Here is a 19,987-nt window from a genome sequence, read left to right as displayed (position 1 = left end):
GTGGATTTACAAGCCGATGCCATAGACCGCGTCATAAAAAACGCCATACAAGTCATGGAAAACAGTAAATATCAAATGTTTGAGATTATGGACTCGACTCGGAATGAGCTGAAAACGCTGAACGAGGAATTGAAGTCGGTTCTGAAGGAGACGGCGGAAACGATCGAGAAAGTAGATCAATTGGAGCTCAACTACCGCCGCTCCCGGATCCGGCTAACTGAGGTTAGCCGCGACTTCGTCCGTTATTCCGAGCATGATATCAAGCAGGCGTATGAGAAAGCGACGCAGTTACAGCTGGATCTGATGATTTACCGTGAGAAGGAAATGTATCTGAAAGCCCGTCGGGATGATCTGCAGAAGCGTGCCAAAAATGTGGAAGCTTCTGTGGAGCGCGCCGAGACGATCGGTTCCCAGATGGGGGTTGTACTGGAGTATCTGTCGGGTGAGCTGGGTCAAGTGACCCGCATCATTGAATCCGCCAAAAATCGACAAATGATTGGTTTGAAAATAATTTTGGCCCAGGAAGAAGAGCGGAAACATATTGCCCGTGAGATCCATGACGGACCTGCGCAGATGCTCGCAAATCTAGTGCTTAGGACGGAAATTGTAGAAAGAATGCTCATAAAGCAGGATTTTAAGATGGTCCAGGCCGAAATAGTAGATTTGAAAGGCCAGGTTCGTTCGAGTCTTGGAGAAATGAGAAAAGTTATTTTCAATTTGCGTCCTATGGCACTGGATGACCTGGGATTGATTCCAACGCTTCGGAAGTACGTGCAGGATTTTGAAGAAAAAACAAAAATCCGCTCGCTTTTTGAAACGAGAGGCAAGGAACACCGTTTATCTTCGGCAATGGAGGCTGCGATCTACCGCCTCGTGCAGGAAGGTCTGTCCAATGCTGCAAAGCATGCTTATCCCACTTATGTAGTAGTGGAAATTACATACCAGGCTCAGCTCGTTAAGATTGTCGTGCAGGACAATGGGCTTGGGTTCAAACCGGAGCTTCTTGCGAAGAAGAGCAAGGATCATACCCACTTCGGTCTGATTGGGATGAGAGAGCGGGTTGAACTGTTAGAAGGAAGAATAGAGATCGAATCCGCGGAAAATCAAGGAACCAAAATAGTGATTCATATCCCGACAAACGTGGATAAGGGAAAGGAGTAGCAGGATGGAAAACCGTGATACTGGTAAGGCATCAATTAAAGTTCTTTTGGCTGATGATCATCAGCTGTTCCGTGAAGGTCTGAAACGCATTTTAAATATGGAGGACGACATTGAGGTCATCGGCGAATGCGGCGATGGGATTCAGGTGCTCGAATTCTGTAATCAGGATAAACCGGACATCGTATTGATGGACATCAACATGCCGGTGGAAAACGGGGTTGAAGCGACGGAGAAATTGCGTGAGCTGTTCCCAGATGTCAAAGTCATTATCTTGTCTATTCATGATGATGAGAGTTATGTATTCGAGACGCTGCGTAAAGGTGCTAATGGCTACCTGCTGAAAGATATGGAGGCCGAGTCCCTGATCAATGCGATTCGTTCCGTTCATGAAGGGCACGCATTCATCCACCCTAAAGTAACTGGCAAACTGATCATGCAGTTGCGTCGGATGACGTACCTTAATGAGACAGGGGCAATGAGCGAGGGAGCTTCGAAGGAAGCAGGCGTTAAGTTTGTCGCTGGCGACAATAATCCGCTTACTCGTCGTGAGGCTGAAGTGTTGCGTCTGATGGCTGAAGGTAAGAGCAATAAAATGATTGGTGAGTTCCTGTTCATCAGTGAGAAAACAGTAAAAAACCATGTCAGCAGTATTCTGCAGAAGATGGAAGTGGACGATCGTACACAAGCGGTTATCAACTCGATTAAATATGGTTGGGTTACGCTCTAATATACGATTGTATTTAGATGTAGTTTGATTATAGCAATTATAGGATTCTGTTTACTCGCGCCCATTCCAGAATGTTGGACTGGTTAGCGGGTTAATGGACTTTATTACTGCAAATGAGCAAAGTGTGAAGTTAGGAGAACTTATGTTCAAGCTTCGGCATGAATGAGTGAACGACCTGGCCTGTCTTCTTCGTCCGGTGTCGATCAGAATGGAATATGAGCGTTTGGGATTTGCAAGTGTAACCCTTCGGGGAATGCAGCATATACTGCTGTATACAGGGATGTTCGCCATGGGTGAGCATGACCTTCCGAGGAGGTGCAGTTGCCATGGTTGCTCATCTGACTATGATTCTGCTCATATACTTCCTGGCGGCAATGGCCGTTCATGCCATGCACCAGCGCCATCTTTCCCGTCCGGACCCCGAAGGCTACGAGCAGATTATGCTCATTCCTTCCAATCAGGAGCAGCGGATTGAAGGCATTGTAAGAGCGCTTTGCCGGGAATTATTTTACCGTGGAAAGAGCTTCACATTGACGGTTGTCGCTGATCGTACGGAAGCCGAAACGGTTCGTATTATTGAAAAGCTTATGCTTAGGCAAGGAATGGAGTTATCCTACTTGTCTGCTGTCCCTACTGATATGGAACAGTGGAATCAGACTGGGAATCATTCTATTCGCCTTATCGATTTGCGTGATCCAAAGCAGTAGATGCTTTTTTTTGCAACAGTCGGACTCATTAATCGTGCAAGCTGCTGAGACAGACTGGCTAAAGCGTGTCATCAGTCAGAATACACTTTCAATGAAGTTATGCCGGCTTGCCAAAATAAGTGTGAATTTCATCATGTTTGAGGTTAAAGATTACAGCTTATGCTGTAGTCTTTTTTTGTCATTGTAGCCAAGCTTGCTGTTAAATTAAATATGGGTTTTTATGCAATCTATGGTTATTGTCCTTGTTGGGATCGCAGCACGAACCTTTTTGAAATCAGAACTCTTAAGTTAAAAGTATAGACGAAGCAGATTGGAAAAAGTTTCGCATGATCAAAGAAAGATTAACGATGCTAATTGAATTGGTAAAATGATCGTTACGATTGCTTTTGGAAACTAAACGACTTGTGGGACGACTCCACAATTGATATAGTGATAATACAAATGGATATAGAACAAATGAGATATGGACATGAAGCACATGCTCCGACGAATAGTCGGTTGGCATGTGCTTTTTTGCGTTTCGGGACATGGAGAATGAGGGAGGAGAGCAGATGAAGGTTGGGTTGTATGTGTGCCGAGTGAGAGAAGAGTGGAAGATGGTGCTGTCACTGGATGTCCGAGTGGATGTGGCGTGGTGGCTTGAGGGGGTGAGCGGACAGCGGGTTTCGCGATGGTTGATGTTAGGCAGGGAGTTACCTTTAAGTCAGGCCACGTGGATGGTAGAGAATTTTGAAGTGGAGCGAGGTATGGATCAGTGGGGAGAGGAGCATTGGCAGGTGTATATACAGCGGAAACTGGAAAAGTACGAGAGGGCTTCCGGGGAACTGGAGGCTAGGGGGGGAGATGGCGGGCAAAGCGGGGATTACTGCGGAAAGAGGCGCGGAGGTGGGCGGGATGCCAGAGTCGTATCCCGCCGGGGAGTGGGCTCATCTGGAGCGGGGCGCGGCCCTGCTGGCTGAGCGGCTTCGCGGCCGCCAATTGCTGGCGGCCGAGGCAGAGGCGCTGCTGGCGGACACATCGCCGCAGCTTGCCTCGGTTTGGCGCGCGGCTGCGCAGCTCGCGCATCTGCATGGGCGGCTGAGAATAGCAGCCGCCCTGGAAGGGCCTGCCCCGCGGCGGCAACGCCTCGCGTGGCTTGGTCGCGCGCACAGCGCGCCCCGCTGCCGCCGATGCGGCAGCTTTGCCGGGCAGCGCGTACCCTGCGCTGCCTGCGGCCAGGCGGCGTGCGCCTACTGCGAGGCTTGCCTCGCGCTTGGGCGCAGCCGTGCCTGTGCGCTGCTGCTGCGTAGCGCAGCGCCATGGGCCGTACCACGCGGTGCATCGCAGCGTGGCACGGCCGTTGCCCCCACCGAGGGCGGACTTGCCCGGTGGGGGCTCAGCCCTGCGCAGAGCGCGGCTGCAGCAGCGGCGCTGGCGTTTTTGGCCCAGCCTTCCGCAGGGGATGGGCCGAGGCGGTTTTTGCTGTGGGCCGTGACCGGGGCAGGTAAAACCGAGATGATATTTCCTTTGCTCCAATACATATTGGAGCGCGGTGGAAGAGCGCTAGTCGCTACGCCGCGCCGGGATGTCGTGCTGGAGCTTGCCCCTCGTTTGGCGAAGGCGTTCCCTGACATCTCGCTCGCTACGCTATACGGAGGTAGCACCGAGCGCTGGAAAGACGCGCAGCTCACACTCGCGACCACACACCAACTGATGCGTTTTTACCAGGCATTCGATCTGGTCATTATCGACGAACTCGACGCATTTCCCTACCATAATGATCCCATGCTCGCTCATGCGGCGACGTCCTCATGCAAGCCTGATGGCCATTTTGTGTACCTGTCCGCTACCCCACCAGCTCGGTTACAGAGGGAAGCATCGCAAGGGAAACTCACTCACGCCAAAGTTCCGGTCCGCTTCCACCGCCACCCTTTACCCGTACCACGTTTACTGAAAATGCCTACCGTCGCCGAGTGTATTCGGAAGCGGGAGCTGCCCGCCACGCTAAAAAAGAGTATTCAAACCTCCTTGCTACGGGAAGCTCAGGTATTTGTATTTGTGACACGGATCGCTCAGATTGAGGCATTTGTAAATCTCATGCGTTGCATGTTTCCACAAATCCATATTGAAGGAACATCATCCCAAGATCCGGATCGCGCGAGCAAAGTTATTGCTTTTCGTGAACGGACCATACGTCTGCTCGTGACCACCACTATCTTGGAGCGGGGCGTCACCATTCCGCGTAGCGATGTATTTATTTTGGATGCGGATAATGGTCTCTTCGACGAGGCTTCTCTGGTACAGATGGCGGGTAGAGCAGGTCGATCTATGGATGATCCGGCAGGAAGGGTCGTCTTTGCATCATCCCGTCGTACGCGTTCCCAGGTGAAAGCGGTGGCCCAGATCCAAAAGATGAACACCATCGCAAAACGCAAAGGCTACCTTCACCCGCCAACACACCCATAGATACTCAAGGAGGTTACAATCCGATGTCGAACTGGCTAACTAGCATCACTGACCACGTACACCAACTCACCCATCGCCTGCATGGATTACTCGCCCCACCCGGAGCGACTTGTCTAACCTGTGGTACAAGAGCCATATTGTCTCCGATCTACCCCGGCATCTGTCCGCGTTGTGTGCAGCAAATTCCATGGATTCGTTCCATCCGCTGTCTGCGTTGTGGTCGGGGAATCGGCTGCCCGGACTGCGTCCGCCCACACATGCAAAACCGTTCTTTCATATGCAACCGCAGCGCCGTCCAGTATAACGCTCTAATGAAGGAATGGATTGGGATGTACAAATTCAGAGGACATGAGCGCTACGCGCAACTGTTAACTGCTCTTATGATTCAAGCATTTCAAGCAATGAGCGAAGAACTGAACCCTGTTTTGGCAAAAGAAACCCTGGCCCCCGTGGCTCATCCCGCCACGCCTGCTCAATACCATGTGGATGTCATTTCACATCCACATGGCTCGAGTGCGTCAACCAATGCACTCGTTCACCGACCTCACGGGCGCGAAACAACGCCCGCGCCCGTTCACAGATCTGGATTACACGATTCAACCTGCGTTCGCCCTCATTCACCTAACGCGAGTGTGCCCCTGTACGCGCGCGCGCAAAACCACAGTACATACGCATGGTACGCAAATGCTCATCCCGGAGCAGCGACGCGCAACCGCCAGTCGCTGCTCCAAAACAACAAGCCGCTATGGCGGCCAGACGCGGTGACCTATGTCCCCATCAGCGACGAACGCCTTGCCGAGCGCGGCTTCAACCAGGCCGAGCGGCTCGCAGCAGGACTTGCCGCTGGCGTCCGCCTACCAGTTGGTGATCTGCTACAGCGTCGGATCAACACCACCAAACAAAGCTTCAAAACACGCGGCGAGCGCATTCAGACGATGCAGGATGCATTTGCAATTCAGCCAGGTGGAATGGAGATGATACTTGAACTCTATAAAGTCGCCACTCAATCCGTTCAAAAGAACGTGTATTCACAATCAGCCAATTCATATACGATTGGACAAGGAGCCTCTTCGAATTTCAGACCGACAACACAAGGCTGGCAAATTGCTCCCTTACGCTTGCTAATGATCGATGATATTTATACAACCGGTAGTACTCTGGATGCATGTGGACAGGTGATCTTAAACGCTGGATCTTCTATTAACCTTCCAATAGAGATTTACACGCTGACTTTGGCCAGATCTTAAGTTTAATAATCCATAATTGGTGTATGGAAAAATGTATATTATATTTAACGTGATTGCATATTTGCATTATAGGGGGCATATTACTGATTTTCGCATAGCATTTGTGGGTTTGTGCTCATTAGTTCTTCAACTGAGAAAGATCAGTGTGTATTTCTGCAAAATAACTTGTTCACATATCTATAAGATTGCGCATACATGCATCCTATACCCCTTTTATATTCGTAAAGAGGCTATGGACTTGATGTGAGAAAATAAGGTAATGTATAGTTATTATCCATTCGGAAGAGGAAGTTTGAGAGGGGCGTTTTAGCGATGAATCTGGGTAATTGTCCGCGTTGTGGCAAATTATATGCGTTGAATTTTCGGGATGTATGCTCGAATTGTATCAAGGAAATTGAACTGGAATACCAGACTTGTGTGGAATATCTACGCAAAAACAAAGGCACTAACATACAGGAACTATCTGATGCAACAGAAGTTTCAATTAAAAATATTACCAAGTTCATTCGTGAGGGACGGATTTCCATCGAAAACGCCCCAAATATGATGTATCCTTGTGAAGTATGCGCAACCCTGATTCGTGAAGGCCATATGTGCGACTCCTGCCGGAATCGTTTGACGAAAGATTTGGCTGGAGCGGCTCGAGAAGTAGGTCAGAAGGATAACGGCAATATAGGCGGGCGAACCTACAATGCTGTCGACAAACTGCGCGATTCATAGGAATGAGGGCTTAAATACAAGTTTTGCTATAACAAATGTTTTGGAACGTACCGATAAACTTATTAAAGATTATCGGTTTTTTTTATTATCCTAATCGTTCGAGAACATAAAGATAATGTGAAAATCCTAAGGTGGAAGGAAGTGCATTTCGTATGAAAATCAATGAACCCAATAGAATTGGTGCAATCAATTCATATCAGAGGAACGTTGAATCCAATCAGCAGGCTGATGCCAAAAAGAGCCGCCGTAAGGACGAGGTATCCATTTCTCCGGAGGCGATGAAGATGCTTGAGGAACAAGGTCGTACACAGGATGCAGGACGTATACAGCGGATACAGGAACTAAAAGAACAGGTGAGTTCAGGAACTTACCAGGTGGACAGCAGTAAACTTGCTGACAAGTTACTGCCGTATTTTAAGTCTTTTGATAAGGAATAGGTGATTATGCAATGGCAGCGCTGGACAGATTAATTGCAGTTTTGCAGCAAATGGAACAAAACCACCGAGACATGCTGGCACTCAGCGAGATTAAGAGGCAGGTCATTGTCAAAAATGATGTGGACCAACTCATTTCTCTGATGAATAGGGAATCCAAGTTTATGAAACAGCAGGAGCCGCTTGAAAGTGAACGACTGAGCGCAGTTCATGAATTACTTCAGGAGCGTGGGATCAAATCTATGTTGAACCTGAATATCACAGAGATCTCCAAGCTTATTTTTGATCCGGCTGACAAACAGCGATTGCTTGAAGTCCAGAAGAAGCTCGCGGGAACATTGCAGGAGTTGAAAGAGATTAATCAATTGAATCAAAAACTGATCGAGCAATCATTGATGTTTATTGATCTCTCAATGGACATATTTGCTTCTCGGCCGGAACAGGATGCCACATATCAGCATCCTGCTGATAAGAACGGTAATCCAGGGCGAATCGGTCTTTTTGATACACGTGCCTGATTAATTAGGGGGAAACAAGGTGACATCTACTTTTCATTCAATCGAAACGGCTAAACGCAGTTTGTTCACACAGACGACAGCTCTTAGCACAACTGGTCACAATGTGGCCAATGCCAACACCGAAGGGTACTCCCGGCAAAAGGTAAACATGCAGGCATCTATTCCTATGGAGCCGTTTGCATTTTTGCACAGTACAACACCAGGACAACTCGGAACAGGGGTGGAGTTTGATTCCATTACCCGTGTCCGTGAGAAGTTTCTCGATGACCAGTTCCGTAATGAAAACAACAACTTTGGAAGTTGGTCCATTCAACGGGATACACTTGAGAAACTTGAAGCCATTGTAAATGAACCATCTGACACCGGATTTCGGACCGTAATGGATAACTTCTATAAATCGTGGTCCGATCTGAGCAAAAATCCGGAGGATGTTACTGCTCGTCGAATCGTAAAAGAGACGACTCTTGCTCTGACAGATGCGATGAATCAGATCAGCCGCCAACTGGATGCACTGAGTCAGGATTTGGATAACAATATTGAAGTGAAGGGCAGTGAAATTCAAGGATATCTTGGTAACATTGCCAACCTTAATAGCGCTATAGTTAAAGTAGAGTCTCTTGGTGATAACGCTAATGACCTTCGTGACCAACGTGATCTGATGGCAGACAAATTGTCCAAGATTATGAATATTACTGTCACAGACTCTCCCCAGGGCTACCAGATCCAGATGAATGGGCAAGCACTGGTTACAGGTGGGGCAGTACAAGCAACGGTAGATTCGGCTTTTCTTAATACTGCTTATGCTGCGGGTAATCTCACGAATGGCGAAGTTCACGGGATGATTAAGTCGAGAGATACATTAGTCAGTGACTATCAGAAACAAATGGATGACCTGGCCAATACACTTGCCAATGGAGATATTCAAATAACATTGCCAGCAGGCTCAGTCCTGCCAGACAATACTGTTCTGGGTGGGGTGACATATACAGGGGCTGCACGTACACTGTCAGCTGATCTGACCGTTACGGTCAAAGGTTTGAATGGTCTACATCAACTTGGATATAGCATGGATGGATCGACTTCTCCTGGAGTACCATTCTTCACATCCTCTGATGGTGGAACTGCAATTACAGCTGGCAATATCTCATTGAACGCCGCGATTCTGGCGGATCCGAATAAGATCGCAACATCTCTAAGAACTACTACTGATGCCTCAGGAGCAGAGACCGTAATCAAGGGGAATAATACACTGGCGAATCTGCTTGCCAATCTTAAAGATACGCCGATGAAATCAGCTGATGGTTTGCGTAATGCAACGGTTGGTGCTCAGTTCAGTGCCATTGTGGGACAACTCGGGGTCCAATCTCAGGAAGCGGCACGTCAGACATCTAATTCGGAGTTTCTTGTAGAACAAGTAGATACTCGCCGCCAATCGGTTAGTGGTGTTTCATTGGATGAAGAGATGGCGAACATGATCAAATTCCAGCATGCTTACAGCGCCTCTGCACGTTTTATGACTACCTATGATCAGCTGCTTGATAAATTGATTAATTCTACCGGTACAGTCGGCAGATAATAAGAGGGGACTGACATAGAAGACGATGAGAATTACAAATAATATGCTTAGCTCGCAGTTGGTTCTTAACTTGAACCGCAATGCACAGCAGATGAACAATACACAAACTCAACTGGCAACAGGCCGTAAAATCAATAAACCTTCTGATGATCCTGTAGGGATAACTTACTCCCTTCGTTATCGTGCAGAACTTTCTTCCAACGAACAATATCAAAAAAACGTGGATAGCACGATTTCTTGGCTGGAATTTAATGATACGGTGATGGACCAGACCGGAAGTGTCATTGGACGTCTGAGGGAACTAATAGTGAATGCAGCTACCGGAACTAATCCCCAAGAGGCACTGGATAGCATTAACGAAGAGGTAAAGCAACTTAAGGCACAACTCGTTGATATTTCAAACAGTAAGTTGAATGGGAAATACATTTTCAATGGCGAAACCTATGATCAAAAGCCTTATGATTTTCCAGCAAGCGCGGATGGTTCATTTGATACAACTAACGCAGCTGCTGTGATAACCGATCCTGGGAAAATCAACTTTATCGTTGGTGAGAGCATACAAATGCCGATTAACGTTACCGGAAATGAGTTCTTTGGAAACTCTACAGAAACAGACAATTTATTTGTTATCTTTAATACGATTGGCCAGGCCCTTACTGACGGAAACTTAGGTGAATTGTCTAATCAGCTTGATGCGATTGACAGTCGTACAGATAAAATTCTCGCCATTCGTGCTGAGGTTGGGGCTAAAACGAACAGGGTTGATCTTATGCAAGGAAGATTGAGTGATCTTGAAGTTAACCTAACCGACCTGCAATCGAAAGTGGAGGACGCGGATTTTGCCGAGTTGTCTATCCAATCAAAGATTCAGGAAAATATCTACAATGCTTCGTTGTCTACAGGTGCTAAAATCATTTCTCAATCCTTGGTTGATTTCCTTAGATAAATAGGAAGGGTGATCTTTTGAAAACCATTCCCATCCTACAGATTCATACAACACCTTCTGTGTTGCAAATTGATGCCGATCTAGGTCAGTATTCCATTCGTCAGCCTAAGGCAGATGTTCAAATGACGACACGTCCGTCGAGGCTGACCGTGGAGAGCCATCCGATCCGATTCGAGGTAGATCAGAGTAGGGCGTTCTCCGCCTATACGGGTGGAAGCATGATTGATATGAACGCACGCATCTATTCGGGGATTGAGAAAATCTTTCTGGAAAACATGGCTGAACGTGTTCAGCAAGGAAATGAACTGGCTTCTATTCACAAGCCAGGCAATACGATTGCCAACATTGTGGGTACTAATTGGAAATCAAAGCCTTTTCCCGAAATAAGGACGCCTGCTTCCATGGATAACGTTGATATACGGATTGAAACTCAAGCACCGAGTATTCGTTTTGAATCGGCTGTCTCTGAAATGAACGTTACCGTGAACAAACCAGAGATTGAGTACCATCGGGGGAAATTGGATATCTATGTGAAGCAGTATGCTTCAATTCAATATACTCCGCCTGCTATAGATATAGGGATGTAATAGTTATAATAGAGCTATAGACGGTCTTCATTGTAGACTTCTATGGCTCTTTCTGTATAAAAATCTTCGCCAAGGAGGCGCTTATTATTAATATTCAGACAAGCATGTGGGGAGAACTTGATGTTAGAGAAGATAATATATATCACTTTTCAAAAGGTTTGCCTGGATTCGATGAAGAGACTCAATTTGCAATAATTCCATGGGAGGAGACTCCCTTTATCTACTTGCAGTCCATAAACGAACCTGAATTGTCTTTCTTGCTAGTAAGTCCTTTTGTTTTCGCTCCAGACTATAGTTTTGAGCTTCCTGAGGCAGATCGAGCTGAACTGGAGATTAGTGAAGAGGTTTCCGTATACTCAATCGTAACAATTCAATCAGAAGTTAGTAAGTCCACGATGAATTTGCTTGCACCAGTGGTACTTAACCCGAGTAAAAGAACAGGAAAACAAGTAGTCCTTCATCAGTCCTCATACGGGACACGTCATGAGATCTGGCCAGCAAAAGATACAAATTCAGTGAAGGGTGGAGTTTGAGATGCTGGTATTGTCACGTAAAAAAGGAGAGTCCATTATCATCCAGGATCATATTGAGGTGACTGTACTGGCAGTAGAAGGTGATACGGTGAGGATTGGTATATCCGCTCCTAAGCACATCGACATATTCCGTCAGGAGGTTTATGCATCTATTCAGGAGGCAAACCGTGAGTCAGCAACACCCCTTGTACCTAATGTCGAGGCATTTATGGAATTGCTCCGTGAGACAGAAAATAAAAAAAAATAAAAAAGTTCCAATTTGCTATAAACAGTTCCTTACATTCTGTCGATATATAATTTAGACGCTGCTTCGGCAGGGCGGCCGACCTTAATGTCGCGGCGTTTACCACAAGGATGTGGAACTAACTTATTTCAGGGAGGAAACACTCAATGATTATCAACCACAATATCGCTGCGATGAACACTCATCGCCAACTGGGCACTAACACAACTAACACAAACAAAGCAATCGAGAAATTGTCTTCCGGTCTGCGTATCAACCGTGCTGGTGACGACGCTGCAGGTTTGGCAATCTCCGAAAAAATGCGTGGACAAATTCGCGGTTTGGACATGGCTTCCAAAAACGCTCAAGATGGTATCTCTTTGATCCAAACAGCTGAGGGCGCACTGAACGAGACTCACTCCATCCTGCAACGTATGCGTGAGTTGGCAGTACAATCCTCGAATGATACAAACACAGATGAGGATCGTGCAGAACTTCAAAAAGAAGTTGCTGAGTTGACAAAAGAGATCACTCGTATCTCTACAGATACTGAGTTCAATACAAAAAAATTGTTGAATAACACGGATGCTTCTAGTGTAGTATTCCAAATTGGAGCTAATGCAGGTCAAAGCATTACTTTGAAAATTGGCGATATGGGTGCTACTACTTTGGGAGTCAATGCTGTAGATATTTCTAAACAAACAGATGCTAGTACAGCAATCACTACGATTAATAAAGCGATCACAGACGTGTCTGCTGAACGTTCCAAACTGGGTGCAAACCAAAACCGTTTGGAGCACACAATCAACAACTTGGGAACAACTTCTGAGAACCTGTCTGCTGCGGAATCCCGTATTCGCGATGTAGATATGGCCAAAGAAATGATGAACCAAACTAAAAACAATATTCTTGCGCAAGCTTCCCAAGCAATGTTGGCACAAGCAAACCAACAACCACAAGCTGTTCTGCAATTGCTTCGTTAATTTTCCGAAAAAAGGGCCTTCGAGATATTTCTCGAAGGTCTTTTTTTCTTTGAACCAAAAATCTTACTTTCACATAGGTATTAATATGTTTAGTTTAAAGAGAGATTAAAGATGCAAATAAAGAAAATATCAGGTAACAGTTTATTGATGATAAAGATTGGGGCTGTAGTTGGATTTTTGGCATTAGGATGCGGATATTGAAGTCCTTCCCTTCAATAGAGTACTAACAACAGGCAATGATTAGGCCGATATATTATATAGTATGGGCGTGTCATAAATGTGAAGTAACGGGGGACTCATATGAAGAAGACAGTTGCATTATGTATGATTGTTAAAAATGAACAGGATGTTCTAAGACGCTGCCTGGATAGTGTTCAAAATAAAGTGGATCAAATTGTGATAGTCGATACGGGATCGACAGATGAAACAGTCTCCATTGCGAAAGAGTATACGAAGGATCTTTTTCATATGGAATGGGTGAACGATTTTTCGGTAGCAAGAAACACATCCTTAAAATATGCAGTAACCGATTATATTCTTGTATTAGATGCAGATGAATACTTAGAAGAATCAGTAGATTTGCTAAGTGAACTAGAATCAGAAGCAGATTATTATTATACGAAAATTTATAATCTCAAAACAGGTGATAGAAAGACAGTTCATAGATCTATACGACTTTTTAGAAATAGTGTTGGTTTACACTACAAAAATCGCTTACATGAGCATCTTAATACAATGGAAAAAACGGAGTTAATTGCGGGAGGGCAAACTGATTTCAATATTACGCATACTGGCTATACGGAGGAGATGTTAACTGAAAGAAAGAAAGCAAAGAGAAACTTCTTATTAATGAAGGCAGAGGTTGAGGAGAATGCATCAGCGTACAACCTCTTTAATATGGGAAAGACATATTTATCGATGGATGAGCCTCAAAAAGCAATTCAATATTTTAAGGAAGCTTACTCAATGGGCAAAGAGATGTCATTTGCTCCTGAGTTAATAAACTATTTATGTCAGAGCCTTGGAGAACTTAAAAAATATGAGGAAGCATTGGTTATATTAAATGAAGCAGTTGAGATATATCCAAGAGAAGTAGATCTTTTCCACATACAAGCTGTATTTTACATGGAAATTTATTACTACAAAGACGCTATTCGATGTATGAAGAACTGTTTGGAAATTGGAGATCAAGGCATTGCTTATTCGGAGGGCAGTGGTTCATACATTGCACATTTTAGACTCGCAGAATGGTATACATCTCGAAATGAGTTAACTAAGGGATACGAACATATTTTGCAAGCTGTACATCAGAAAAGTGATTTCGTTGCATTTATTATTAAATATTTTGAGATTGTAAATAAAGCGGGGATTCCATTAGATGATATTTATATCGAGGCCAATCGTATATTCCCTATAACTAATAAGAAGCAATTTGAGAGCGTACTTGAAGCGTTGTATTATTTGCGCCATCCTTTATTGCAACGATATTTGGATGCACATCAAGTTACGGTCCAAGATAATGTTAGAGCTGTAGCATATCAGTTCAACAAGGAGTATAAGATGGCCGGGGAAATTTGGGCCAATGTTTCTGAGTATGATGATTCTAACAGCTTGGACATCTTACTGCTGTCCTATATTTTAAAGGATGAGTCTTTGTTTAAGATGGGTTCTTCCAGAATGAATTTGAGTCAAAAAGAGTTGAGAAGTCTTAAAAATATTACTTTAAACCATCCTAAAGATAAATTATATCTAACAAAAGATATAGAAGAAATACTTTTAAGTCTGTTGGTTAATTTAATATGTCTGCATGAGTTTGAAAAGTTTGAAGAGCTTTACAAGGTTCTATTACAAGGGAGTATGGCAACAAATATAAAAATTTGTGAGAACTTGATTGAATACGGGTTTAGTGAATTAGCCATAGATTTACTTGTGAAGTTGTTCGAGCTTCAACCTCGCAATGTAGAGGTTGTCGAGTTGCTAGGAGATCTTTGTATGAGATCTCAATACTATGAAGACGCCGAGATGTTCTACGCTAAATTGCTAGAATTATCAGACGAATATAGCTCCTACGAGCGGTTGTATCAGTTAAGTGTTGTTGTTTCTGAAAAAGAAGAGGAAGAAAGATTGAAACAAATAATAAGTAAAAAATTCCCACTCTGCTTATGGATGCGTAACGAAAAGCTGGAACCAATTAGTTCGTATGCATACGATGTTTCAAAAATGAAACAAGAATCTAGTTCTATGAGACGAAGTAAAAAGAAAGATTTAATTGATCTATTATTCACGGTAGACGAAGGTTTGGATTTTGTGAAGCTAGCAGAGAAAGAACAAGCTGAAGAAATGTTGGACAATTGTAATTATTGCTTGAATATAGTTTCGGATCATTTTACAAATGACCAGCGAATACAAGAGAGTTTGCAAAAATTAATGATGGAAGTTCTTTTCATTAAACCAAGGCTACATCAGGTAGAATTGGTAGACCAGAAGATATCAGAAATGAAATTGGCTACGTCCCAAATCAGTCAAAGTATTAATGAAATTATTGAAGCTAATCTAGAAATTGTTTTTATGCCTTACAAAGCTTCAATGTGGGATTCGTTCGATAGTATATATAGAGAAGCAGTTAACGATCCAGAATGCGAAGTTTATGTCGTTCCCATTCCGTATTATGAAAAAAATGCTGAAGGACAGTTAGTAAAATTTTGTTATGAAGGCAATGATCTGCCGACGGATATCGTAACAACTCCATTCGAAGTTTATGATTTTGAAGAAAGAAAGCCAGATGCAATCTATGTACACAACCCATTCGACGGATATAACACACTTACTATGGTAGATCGGCGATTCTTCTCTGAGAATCTTTCAAAGTACACAGATATGTTGGTGTACGTGCCATACTATGTAGCTGGAAGTTCAGATAAGCCTCAAGTCAGTCTACCTGCTGCATGTAATTATGTGAATAAAATAGTAGTGCAGTCAGCTGTATTGAAGCAAGCTTATGTTAATAGTGGAGTGGATGAGAAGAAATTATTAGATTTAGGCTCTCCAAAGATTGATGCTGCTTTGAGGCAGAACGATTCCATAGATCCGTATCTGAATCTTTGGAAAGATATTCAACGTGAACGAAAGACCTTTTTGTTTAATACCGGTATTGCAGACCTTTTGTCAACAGAAACTTGGTATAGCCAGATCGAGGAGACTATCAATTATTTTTTGGAAAATGCTCAATTTTCTTTAATCTGGAGGCCACATCCACTTACTGAAATAACTTTGAAAACAATGAGACCTAATATTAAACAGTCGTATGCAGAAATAAAACAAAAAATAGATAACTCTAAGAATATAGTTGTAGACAGCAGTTCAAATGCATACCCTGCAATCCACCTGACTGATGCAATAATAAGTGATTATAGTTCTATTATGCTTCAATATATAGCTACTAGCAAACCAGTGTTGGGGCTACTGAATAGAGAAGTTTTAGGAGCAGATAGGTACTATTTTGCTGATTATCTAGGATGCTATTTGACTGGAGAGGGAGATACGATATCCCAGTTTGTGGAGATGGTTAATAGTAATCAAGACTTCAAAAAAGAAGAAAGAATCGACCGTTTTAATAGAAGTATAACGAACTCTGATGGCACAAGTGGGGTGAAAATCCATTCATCTATTAAGCTCGATCTGTTGAGTGGAGATTTTATTTCTTTGGAGAAGGAGAAAAACAATGTATTTTGTGAATCCTAATGTGAAAAATCTATATCGTACATCTTATCAAGACATTCGGAAAGATTTTATTCGTTTGGATATGAATGAGAACCCTGAGGGGCTACCGGGCCCTTTTTTCAATAAAGTAATGAGCAGTGTGAGTCCTGAAATGATATCCATGTACCCAGAGAAAAATGATTTGATAAAAAAGATAGCAGAAAGTTTGAATTATAAGGCTGAAAACATAGCCTTAACGAATGGTTCAGATGATGCTATAAGGTTATTGTTCGAAGTATTTGGAGAGCCGGGCAAAAAAGTAATCTCCGCTTCACCTACATTTGAAATGTACTCAGTCTATACAAAAATGTATGGCTTAAAATATTGTCCGATCGAATACGGGCAGGATTTCAGATTAAACACTAACTATTTCATTAACTCAATCGATGAAGACACAAGTGTTGTCATACTTCTTAATCCCAATAGTCCCATAGGTGACCCTTGGAGAGAAGAAGAGGTAATAATGATCATAGAAAAAGCGAGAGAAAATAGAGCTATCGTGGTAATCGATGAAGCTTATCATTACTTCTATGATCAGACCTTCATATCTCTTGTGGGTAAATATGAGAATGTAGTAGTGTTTCGCACATTTTCTAAAATGTTATCCATTGCAGGATTAAGGATTGGTTATGCCATATCTAATCCAGACATAATTCGTTTTTTATCTAACGCTAGTTCAACTTACCCTGTGAATAGTCTGGCTATACGCTTTGCCGAAGAATTAATGGATCATCCTGATGTGATTCAATCCTTGAAAGCTTCTGAATTGGAAGGAAGAGAATGGTTGTTATCCAAGTTACGAGAGAGTGAATATGAACATTACTATAATAATGGGAATTATGTTCTAATAAGGAGCAATAATGATCCAAAGGTGATATTCACAGAGTTAAAAAAGAGAGGGATTCTAATTAAAATATATAGTTATCCCATTTTAATTAAGTGGATTCGAATTACAACTGGAAGCTATGATACTATGAATAGATTTTGGAATGAGTTCGAGAACATAGAAAAATCTTTACCCTGTTAAATCTATCATTGAAGGTAGGGACAGCCATGAAAGCCATCATACTAGCAGCTGGAAAGGGCACAAGAATATCCAGAATGATCGAGGCGATACCCAAATGTGTACTTCCAGTAGATGGTACTCCTTTGATTAGAAGAAATATTATGATGCTGATCGAACGAAATATTAAACCAGTAGTGTGTGTAGGTTATTACAAGTCGGAAATCTACAAAGCATTGGAAGGCATGGATGTTACTTATTACTACAATCCTTTTTACGATGTTACAAACAGTATTGCTTCAATATGGTTCGCGCGTGCTGAATTGACTGAGGACACAATTATCATGAATGGCGATGTTTATTTTAATGAATCCATACTGGATCTTATTATAAGTACGGAAAAAGAATGTGCGCTACTTGTTGATACTGAAAGGATTACTGTTGGAGATTACTTTTTGAAATTAGAAAACGGACTAATCACAAAATATGGAAAGGAATTACCTATTCAAGAACGTAGTTGCGAATATGTCGGTATAGGTAAAATTAAATCGAAATTTTTAGAATATTTTAGCGAAAGATTAAACATGTTGATTGGAGATCAACATCATCAGTTATGGTGGGAGAATATACTATATTCATTAATAAAGGAAAAGCGTATAGATACAATTGATATTTCTGGACATTTTTGGGCTGAAATTGATTACTTTGATGATTATGAACGGATTTTAGCTCATATTGATTTGAAGAATGGGTCTGTTGAGGGGAGTCGTGGCCTCTGAACTCGTTGGTAAACTATATCAAATTGAATGAAGAGCAGTTAAAGCATCTGCAGAGCGATATTCTATTGTTGCTTGTTGAACTAGATAGGATATGTAAAGAACATGATATTAAATATTATTTAGCATACGGGACTTTAATTGGAGCAGTGCGACATAAGGGATTTGTTCCATGGGATGATGATATAGACGTTCAGATGTTAAGAAATGATTATGAAAAATTTTGTGATTTGTGTAAAAAAGAATTGAATACAGAAAGGTTTTTTTTGCAGACGCAAGAAACAGATATATTTTATAACTGGGTGTATGGAAAGCTTAGGTTAAAAGACACTTCATACATTCGAGCTGGCCAAGAACATATCAAACAAGAAGACGGTATATTTTTGGATATTCTCCCGTTAGACAATATTTCGAATAGTAAACTTAAAATAACAATCATAAATTTAGTATGCAAGATTTGTAGGAAAATTCTTTGGTCCCAAGTAGGGAAAAAGAATGCCAATAAATTATATCTTAAGCTCATTTACAAGCTACTTTCGTATGTACCAAGAAACATTGTAATTATGCTTTTCGAAAAATTTGCTAAATGGGACAAAGAGAAAGAGACTTCATTGTTAGCCAGTCATAACACATTTAAGCAGACTTATAAAAGTGAATGGTATAGAGAGAGAGTTGAAGTTAATTTTGAAGGAAAAACCTTTTTTGCTCCTAAAGGTTATACAGAAATTTTAACACTAGTTTATGGTGATTTTATGAAAATCCCACCTGAAATAGAGAGAAGGGCACTGTTCTGCGTCATATATTAAATTTAAGGATGGTACTGAGATTTTACTAAATGAATAGTGGGGGGATAGAACATGAGTAGAGTATACAATGACAATGTAAGGATAGATTACCAAAGTCTCCACGAATTTTATAAAAAGAGAGCATTTAATAAAGTTTCGATTGATGTAGATGCACCAGTCGTTTTAGTTGGTGATCGAGATAAATCCAAGATAGAAGAATGGACTAATTTTGAAGTGGAACAAAGGCTACCTCTCTTGAAGCTAGATACCAATAGTGTTGTGCTTGAAGCCGGTTGTGGTACAGGGCGAATAACTAAGTATATTACTCCTTTTGCCAAAGCTTACGTGGGAGTAGATTATGTTAAAGAACTAATTGAGATAATTAAAAAAAGGGATGACATTCAAAAAAAAGAATCCACATTTTTCCTTCATTCTTCTATGCAAGAGATAGCGAACGGTCAGATCGAATTGCCTCTTAAACAGAAATTTAACCGTTTTGTTATATCTGGGGGCGTGTTAATGTACATGAATGATGAGGATGTAAAGTACGTTTTAACAGATTTAAGTGAAAGGTTAGAACAAGAAAGTATCATTTATTTGTCTGAACCTATTGCAATTAATGAACGTCTTACACTTAATAAATTTTATTCAGAGAGCCTTAAAAGTGATTATAGTGCAATTTATAGAACAGAAAAAGAGTATTTTGAATTGTTTGACGTTTTTCTTGAAAATGGATTCAAAATGGAAGTGAATGAGGAATTCTTTTTCCGAGATATAAAAGCTCAGAAGGAAACAAAACAATGGATTTTCGTTTTACGAAGGGTTTAAAGAAATAATGTTACTTCCGTCTAAGGAGG

21 protein-coding genes are annotated in these 19,987 nt (G+C 42.4%); all 21 read left to right on the top strand.

Annotation, left to right across the window (positions count from 1 at the left end; translation table 11 throughout):
• The 21 genes from PTQ21_RS02285 to PTQ21_RS02190 all read left to right on the top strand — a co-directional run bounded on the left by PTQ21_RS02285 (position 1) and on the right by PTQ21_RS02190 (position 19,958).
• Positions 1-1,161, top strand: a complete 1,161-nt coding sequence (locus tag PTQ21_RS02285; RefSeq protein WP_274568662.1) for a sensor histidine kinase — start codon at positions 1-3, stop codon at positions 1,159-1,161.
• A gap of 4 nt (positions 1,162-1,165) precedes the next feature.
• Positions 1,166-1,888 carry a response regulator transcription factor gene (locus PTQ21_RS02280; protein ID WP_024631627.1) on the top strand — a complete coding sequence of 241 codons (723 nt, stop codon included), beginning with the start codon at positions 1,166-1,168 and terminating at the stop codon, positions 1,886-1,888.
• Positions 1,889-2,214: 326 nt separating this feature from the next.
• Positions 2,215-2,595, top strand: coding sequence for a hypothetical protein (locus tag PTQ21_RS02275; RefSeq protein ID WP_274568660.1), 381 nt, complete (start codon positions 2,215-2,217; stop codon positions 2,593-2,595).
• A gap of 551 nt (positions 2,596-3,146) precedes the next feature.
• Positions 3,147-3,554, top strand: coding sequence for a hypothetical protein (locus PTQ21_RS31375; RefSeq protein ID WP_338020305.1), 408 nt, complete (start codon positions 3,147-3,149; stop codon positions 3,552-3,554).
• Positions 3,555-4,014: 460 nt separating this feature from the next.
• Positions 4,015-5,040: a helicase-related protein gene (locus PTQ21_RS31370; RefSeq protein ID WP_338020304.1), complete on the top strand. Its 1,026-nt coding sequence runs from the start codon at positions 4,015-4,017 to the stop codon at positions 5,038-5,040.
• Between the two features lie 109 nt (positions 5,041-5,149).
• Positions 5,150-5,344: a hypothetical protein gene (locus PTQ21_RS02265; protein WP_274568659.1), complete on the top strand. Its 195-nt coding sequence runs from the start codon at positions 5,150-5,152 to the stop codon at positions 5,342-5,344.
• A gap of 457 nt (positions 5,345-5,801) precedes the next feature.
• Positions 5,802-6,287 (top strand): ComF family protein, encoded by a 486-nt coding sequence (locus tag PTQ21_RS02260; RefSeq protein ID WP_274568658.1) that lies wholly within the window; start codon positions 5,802-5,804, stop codon positions 6,285-6,287.
• Between the two features lie 312 nt (positions 6,288-6,599).
• Entirely contained in the window at positions 6,600-7,007 is a 408-nt protein-coding gene (locus PTQ21_RS02255; protein WP_063568399.1) for a TIGR03826 family flagellar region protein, read from the top strand.
• A gap of 152 nt (positions 7,008-7,159) precedes the next feature.
• Entirely contained in the window at positions 7,160-7,444 is a 285-nt protein-coding gene (flgM, locus tag PTQ21_RS02250) for a flagellar biosynthesis anti-sigma factor FlgM (protein ID WP_063568400.1), read from the top strand.
• 11 nt (positions 7,445-7,455) lie between these two features.
• Positions 7,456-7,959 carry a flagellar protein FlgN gene (locus tag PTQ21_RS02245; protein WP_269053933.1) on the top strand — a complete coding sequence of 168 codons (504 nt, stop codon included), beginning with the start codon at positions 7,456-7,458 and terminating at the stop codon, positions 7,957-7,959.
• A 19-nt stretch (positions 7,960-7,978) separates the two neighbouring features.
• A complete protein-coding gene (gene flgK, locus PTQ21_RS02240) occupies positions 7,979-9,535 on the top strand; it encodes a flagellar hook-associated protein FlgK (protein ID WP_274568657.1) in 1,557 nt (518 codons plus the stop codon).
• Between the two features lie 25 nt (positions 9,536-9,560).
• A complete protein-coding gene (gene flgL / locus PTQ21_RS02235) occupies positions 9,561-10,481 on the top strand; it encodes a flagellar hook-associated protein FlgL (RefSeq protein WP_274568656.1) in 921 nt (306 codons plus the stop codon).
• A gap of 17 nt (positions 10,482-10,498) precedes the next feature.
• Entirely contained in the window at positions 10,499-11,068 is a 570-nt protein-coding gene (locus PTQ21_RS02230) for a DUF6470 family protein (RefSeq protein WP_274568655.1), read from the top strand.
• Positions 11,069-11,172: 104 nt separating this feature from the next.
• Entirely contained in the window at positions 11,173-11,601 is a 429-nt protein-coding gene (gene fliW, locus PTQ21_RS02225) for a flagellar assembly protein FliW (protein ID WP_269053929.1), read from the top strand.
• 1 nt (position 11,602) lies between these two features.
• Positions 11,603-11,848 (top strand): carbon storage regulator CsrA, encoded by a 246-nt coding sequence (gene csrA / locus PTQ21_RS02220; protein WP_269053928.1) that lies wholly within the window; start codon positions 11,603-11,605, stop codon positions 11,846-11,848.
• 143 nt (positions 11,849-11,991) lie between these two features.
• Positions 11,992-12,807: a flagellin N-terminal helical domain-containing protein gene (locus PTQ21_RS02215; RefSeq protein ID WP_269053927.1), complete on the top strand. Its 816-nt coding sequence runs from the start codon at positions 11,992-11,994 to the stop codon at positions 12,805-12,807.
• A gap of 300 nt (positions 12,808-13,107) precedes the next feature.
• Positions 13,108-16,548: a glycosyltransferase gene (locus PTQ21_RS02210; protein ID WP_274568653.1), complete on the top strand. Its 3,441-nt coding sequence runs from the start codon at positions 13,108-13,110 to the stop codon at positions 16,546-16,548.
• Positions 16,529-17,593: a pyridoxal phosphate-dependent aminotransferase gene (locus PTQ21_RS02205; protein ID WP_269053925.1), complete on the top strand. Its 1,065-nt coding sequence runs from the start codon at positions 16,529-16,531 to the stop codon at positions 17,591-17,593. Before PTQ21_RS02210 ends, PTQ21_RS02205 begins: the two co-directional genes overlap by 20 nt.
• Before the next feature lie 26 nt (positions 17,594-17,619).
• Positions 17,620-18,348 (top strand): phosphocholine cytidylyltransferase family protein, encoded by a 729-nt coding sequence (locus tag PTQ21_RS02200; protein WP_269053924.1) that lies wholly within the window; start codon positions 17,620-17,622, stop codon positions 18,346-18,348.
• 5 nt (positions 18,349-18,353) lie between these two features.
• Positions 18,354-19,151, top strand: coding sequence for a LicD family protein (locus tag PTQ21_RS02195; protein ID WP_274568651.1), 798 nt, complete (start codon positions 18,354-18,356; stop codon positions 19,149-19,151).
• A 51-nt stretch (positions 19,152-19,202) separates the two neighbouring features.
• Positions 19,203-19,958 (top strand): class I SAM-dependent methyltransferase, encoded by a 756-nt coding sequence (locus PTQ21_RS02190; RefSeq protein WP_274568649.1) that lies wholly within the window; start codon positions 19,203-19,205, stop codon positions 19,956-19,958.
• Positions 19,959-19,987 lie beyond the last annotated feature (29 nt).

This window comes from Paenibacillus marchantiae, from assembly GCF_028771845.1.
Taxonomy (GTDB): Bacteria; Bacillota; Bacilli; order Paenibacillales; family Paenibacillaceae; genus Paenibacillus; species Paenibacillus marchantiae.
Note: the sequence above shows the minus strand (reverse complement) of the source record. Positions and strands in the feature narration are given on the sequence as shown.

Excerpts from the sequence above, each read along its gene's own strand:
- PTQ21_RS02255 (WP_063568399.1), top strand. The coding sequence starts at position 6,600 with ATGAATCTGGGTAATTGTCCGCGTTGTGGCAAATTATATGCGTTGAAT.
- PTQ21_RS02210 (WP_274568653.1), top strand. The coding sequence starts at position 13,108 with ATGAAGAAGACAGTTGCATTATGTATGATTGTTAAAAATGAACAGGAT.
- flgL (WP_274568656.1), top strand. The coding sequence starts at position 9,561 with ATGAGAATTACAAATAATATGCTTAGCTCGCAGTTGGTTCTTAACTTG.
- flgM (WP_063568400.1), top strand. The coding sequence starts at position 7,160 with ATGAAAATCAATGAACCCAATAGAATTGGTGCAATCAATTCATATCAG.
- fliW (WP_269053929.1), top strand. The coding sequence starts at position 11,173 with ATGTGGGGAGAACTTGATGTTAGAGAAGATAATATATATCACTTTTCA.
- PTQ21_RS31375 (WP_338020305.1), top strand. The coding sequence starts at position 3,147 with ATGAAGGTTGGGTTGTATGTGTGCCGAGTGAGAGAAGAGTGGAAGATG.
- PTQ21_RS02200 (WP_269053924.1), top strand. The coding sequence starts at position 17,620 with ATGAAAGCCATCATACTAGCAGCTGGAAAGGGCACAAGAATATCCAGA.
- PTQ21_RS02205 (WP_269053925.1), top strand. The coding sequence starts at position 16,529 with ATGTATTTTGTGAATCCTAATGTGAAAAATCTATATCGTACATCTTAT.
- PTQ21_RS02275 (WP_274568660.1), top strand. The coding sequence starts at position 2,215 with ATGGTTGCTCATCTGACTATGATTCTGCTCATATACTTCCTGGCGGCA.
- PTQ21_RS02190 (WP_274568649.1), top strand. The coding sequence starts at position 19,203 with ATGAGTAGAGTATACAATGACAATGTAAGGATAGATTACCAAAGTCTC.
- csrA (WP_269053928.1), top strand. The coding sequence starts at position 11,603 with ATGCTGGTATTGTCACGTAAAAAAGGAGAGTCCATTATCATCCAGGAT.
- PTQ21_RS02215 (WP_269053927.1), top strand. The coding sequence starts at position 11,992 with ATGATTATCAACCACAATATCGCTGCGATGAACACTCATCGCCAACTG.
- PTQ21_RS02280 (WP_024631627.1), top strand. The coding sequence starts at position 1,166 with ATGGAAAACCGTGATACTGGTAAGGCATCAATTAAAGTTCTTTTGGCT.
- PTQ21_RS02245 (WP_269053933.1), top strand. The coding sequence starts at position 7,456 with ATGGCAGCGCTGGACAGATTAATTGCAGTTTTGCAGCAAATGGAACAA.